Annotated in this window: 4 protein-coding genes and 1 riboswitch; of the genes, 1 reads left to right on the top strand and 3 read right to left on the bottom strand. The window is 67.2% G+C overall.

Annotated elements, in window-relative coordinates:
• Positions 1-265: 265 nt before the first annotated feature.
• Positions 266-826 (top strand): M10 family metallopeptidase C-terminal domain-containing protein, encoded by a 561-nt coding sequence (locus JNN06_RS08480; protein WP_291239153.1) that lies wholly within the window; start codon positions 266-268, stop codon positions 824-826.
• A 9-nt stretch (positions 827-835) separates the two neighbouring features.
• Here the strand turns inward: JNN06_RS08480 and cobF are convergent, their stop codons facing one another.
• From cobF to JNN06_RS08465, 3 genes are all read right to left on the bottom strand, one after another.
• Positions 836-1,597, bottom strand: a complete 762-nt coding sequence (gene cobF / locus JNN06_RS08475; RefSeq protein WP_291239152.1) for a precorrin-6A synthase (deacetylating) — start codon at positions 1,595-1,597, stop codon at positions 836-838.
• A gap of 66 nt (positions 1,598-1,663) precedes the next feature.
• Positions 1,664-2,335 carry an energy-coupling factor ABC transporter permease gene (locus JNN06_RS08470; RefSeq protein ID WP_291239151.1) on the bottom strand — a complete coding sequence of 224 codons (672 nt, stop codon included), beginning with the start codon at positions 2,333-2,335 and terminating at the stop codon, positions 1,664-1,666.
• A gap of 29 nt (positions 2,336-2,364) precedes the next feature.
• A riboswitch (cobalamin riboswitch) is annotated at positions 2,365-2,584 on the bottom strand.
• 63 nt (positions 2,585-2,647) lie between these two features.
• Positions 2,648-3,005, bottom strand: a 358-nt coding sequence (locus tag JNN06_RS08465; protein ID WP_291239150.1) for an SAM-dependent methyltransferase, incomplete at its 5' end; no start/stop codon positions are given.

The raw sequence follows: 3,005 nt of genomic DNA, 5'->3' as shown, positions 1-3,005 counted from the left end.
GATCTCGAAATCGGGGCGGGGGCCTTCCTGACCGATGGCGTTCAGGGGCATCACGAGGAGAAGGGCAGAGAGGGGGCATATGCGTTTCATGACCCGCCTCTTACCACGCCGAACCTGACAAATCGCCCACAACCCGCAGCCTGAACCTGACAATTGCCTGACACCCGCCATCAGGGGGCTGTCAGGGGCGCTGTGCGATGAGGGGTCATCCATGGGGCAAGGCCATCGAATCAGCCACGCCCCGCATGAACAAGGAGAGTGAACCATGGCACGTAAAATCGGCACGCAATCGAATGACATCCTGCTGGGCACCGATCTGAACGATGCTCTGGAAGGGCGCGGCGGCCATGACCGGCTGAGCGGCTTTGGCGGGCATGATGATCTGGAAGGCGGCAGCGGTCGTGACACGCTGTTCGGCGGCACCGGGAATGACGATCTGGAAGGCGACAGCGGCAACGATCAGTTGTTCGGCGGGGCGGGCCGCGATGATCTGGAGGGCGGCAGCGGCCATGACCGCCTGCATGGTGGCTCGGGGTCCGACTGGCTGGAGGGCGGCTTTGGCGATGACCTGCTGACCGGCGGCAGGGGCGCGGATGTGTTCGAGTTCGGGGATGATGGCGAAACCGGCCATGATGTGATCACCGATTTCACCCAAGGCCGGGACCGGCTGGAGCTGGACGATTTCACCCGCGCCGAGGTGCAGGCGGTGATCGACGGCGCCCGCCAATCCGGCAATCATGTGGTGCTGACGCTTTCGGAAGGCAGCACCGTCACCCTGCGCGACACACAGGTGAGCCAGCTGGATATGGGCGACTTCCTGCTCTGACGCGGCGGCTTATGCCCCGCGTCGCATCAGATAGACGTCCATGATCCAACCATGACCGGCCCGTGCCTCGGCGCGGGCCGCCATGATTTTCGGCGCCACCTCGGCCAGCGGCCCGGCGATCAAAATCTGTTCGGCCATGCCGACATAGCCCCCCCACCAGATCTGCACGCCCTCCGGGGGCAGGGCCTCGAAGGCGCCGCCCGCATCCAGCATGACCACCACGGTTCCGGCGGCCTCGGGCCAGCCTTTGGCGCGCAATTGCCGCCCCGTGGTGATCACCACCGGGGCGCCCAGATCGTTCAGCGGAATGGCATGGGCCGCGCAGAGCGCCTGAATGGCGGTGATGCCGGGGATGACCCGCAGGCTGAGCGGCAGGCGCGCGCCAACCCGGTCTGCGATGCGCAGGGTGCTGTCATACAGCGAGGGGTCGCCCCAGACCAGCAGCGCCACGCGCGGTCCGCCCCCGGCAGCCAGATGGGCGCGGATGCAGCCCTCCCAGACCTCGGCGATGGCATCGTGCCAGTCATTCACCCGGTTCAGGTAATCCGGGGTCGCGGGGTCGCGCACCGGCAGTTCAAAGGTTTCGATCCGCGTGGCGGGATTGGTGACGCAGGCCTTGCAGATCGCCAGCCGGAGGCCTGCCAGATCTGCCTTGTCCTCGCCCTTCAGCGGCACAAGGATCAGGTCGGCGGCATTCATCGCCGACCGGGCCTCGCCGGTCACATGGTCGGGATTGCCGGTGCCGATCCCGATGAGCGAAAGCTGTATCATCCTGCGCCTTTCATCAAAAAGGGCGCGCGCCCTGCGGCCCGCGCCCCTGTGTCTGTTCGCCTGTCCTCAGGCCGTTGCGTAAAGGCGTGGCGTGGCCAGACCGGCCAGCGCGCCGCCGCGCAGGGCCTTGGCCCCGGCCAGCAGCGCCAGATCGACCAGCGGCTCCAGCAGCACGACGGTCATATAGGCCGCACCGAAGGTCGCCACCGAGGAGGTCGCGGCCAGGCCCTGACCATAGATCGCCCAGAAAGCCACCCAGCCCACGACGCCACCCTGGAACACCAGCGACAGCTTGGCGACCTGCGCATAGCTCAGGTCAACATAGGCGGTGCCGGGGGCGATGACGCGGCGGGCCACGGCGGTCATGGCGAGCATCGGCACCAGCAGCGTGGTCAGGTTCATGCCATATTGCGGCAGATCGGTCGGCGCGAAGAACAGGCCCTGCACCAGCAGACCAAGCGCCAGTCCCAGTGCCGCCGGGCCTGCCCCCAGCAACAGGAACAGCGTGGAGCCGAGGATCAGGTGAACCTCTGACACGCCGACGGCGAAATGCGGCAGCACCTCAAAGAAAATGAACGTCCCCATCGCGGCCATCACGCTGCGCAGCGCGACCGAGACGATGTTCGTCTCTTTCACCGCCTGCCACAGGTAATGGGCACCGGCGACCGAAGCGGTCGTGGCCGTGGCATAGCTCAGGAAAATCTTGGACCCGTCGACGAGGCCCGGTTCGATATGCATGTCTGTCTCCTTGCCGTCCACCCGACGGCCTTTGGTTCATGTTTCAAGGCCGGTCTCCTGGCTGGCGGGTCGTGACGGCCATCCACCTTCCCGGCCCTTGGGGCCAGTGGCGTATCGGATGGCCGCTCTCCGCTGACAGTCGCGGGGGCGGCTGGGGTGGGGGCGCCGCGATTTGGTCCGCCCTTCCCCATTCCCGTTTCAGCCCTTCGCCATCAACTGACTCGGGGCACCTTGGTTTTTTCGTTCTGCGCCCTGCATCGCCACAGGTCAAGCATGCAACCGTCACCCCGAAGGCGACAAGCGACCCCCGGGTCAGGGCGTTGCCAAAGGGCCATAGAGGATCAGCGCCGGCTGATCGCTGCGGGCATCGGCCAATTGCCGGGCCAAGGCGCCGATGGTGCTGTGATGCAGGCTTTGATGGGGGTGGCCCACGGCCTCGGCCAGCAAGGCGGGCGTCTCGGGCGAGAGGCCCGCCCCGGTCAGCATGGCGGCCAGCGCGGGGAAGGTGCGCTTGCCCATGAACACCACCGTGGTGGCCTGCGCATCGGCCAGCGCGGCCAGGTTCAGCGCCTCGGGCAGGCCGCCAGTGACATCGGCCCCGGTGACGAATTGCACCCGCCGCGCGGTCAGGCGCCGCGTCAGCGGAATGCCCGCCGCCGCCGCCGCCGCA

The organism is Gemmobacter sp. (assembly GCF_016792925.1).
GTDB lineage: Bacteria > Pseudomonadota > Alphaproteobacteria > Rhodobacterales > Rhodobacteraceae > Gemmobacter.
This window is presented reverse-complemented; position numbering and strand designations above follow the sequence as displayed.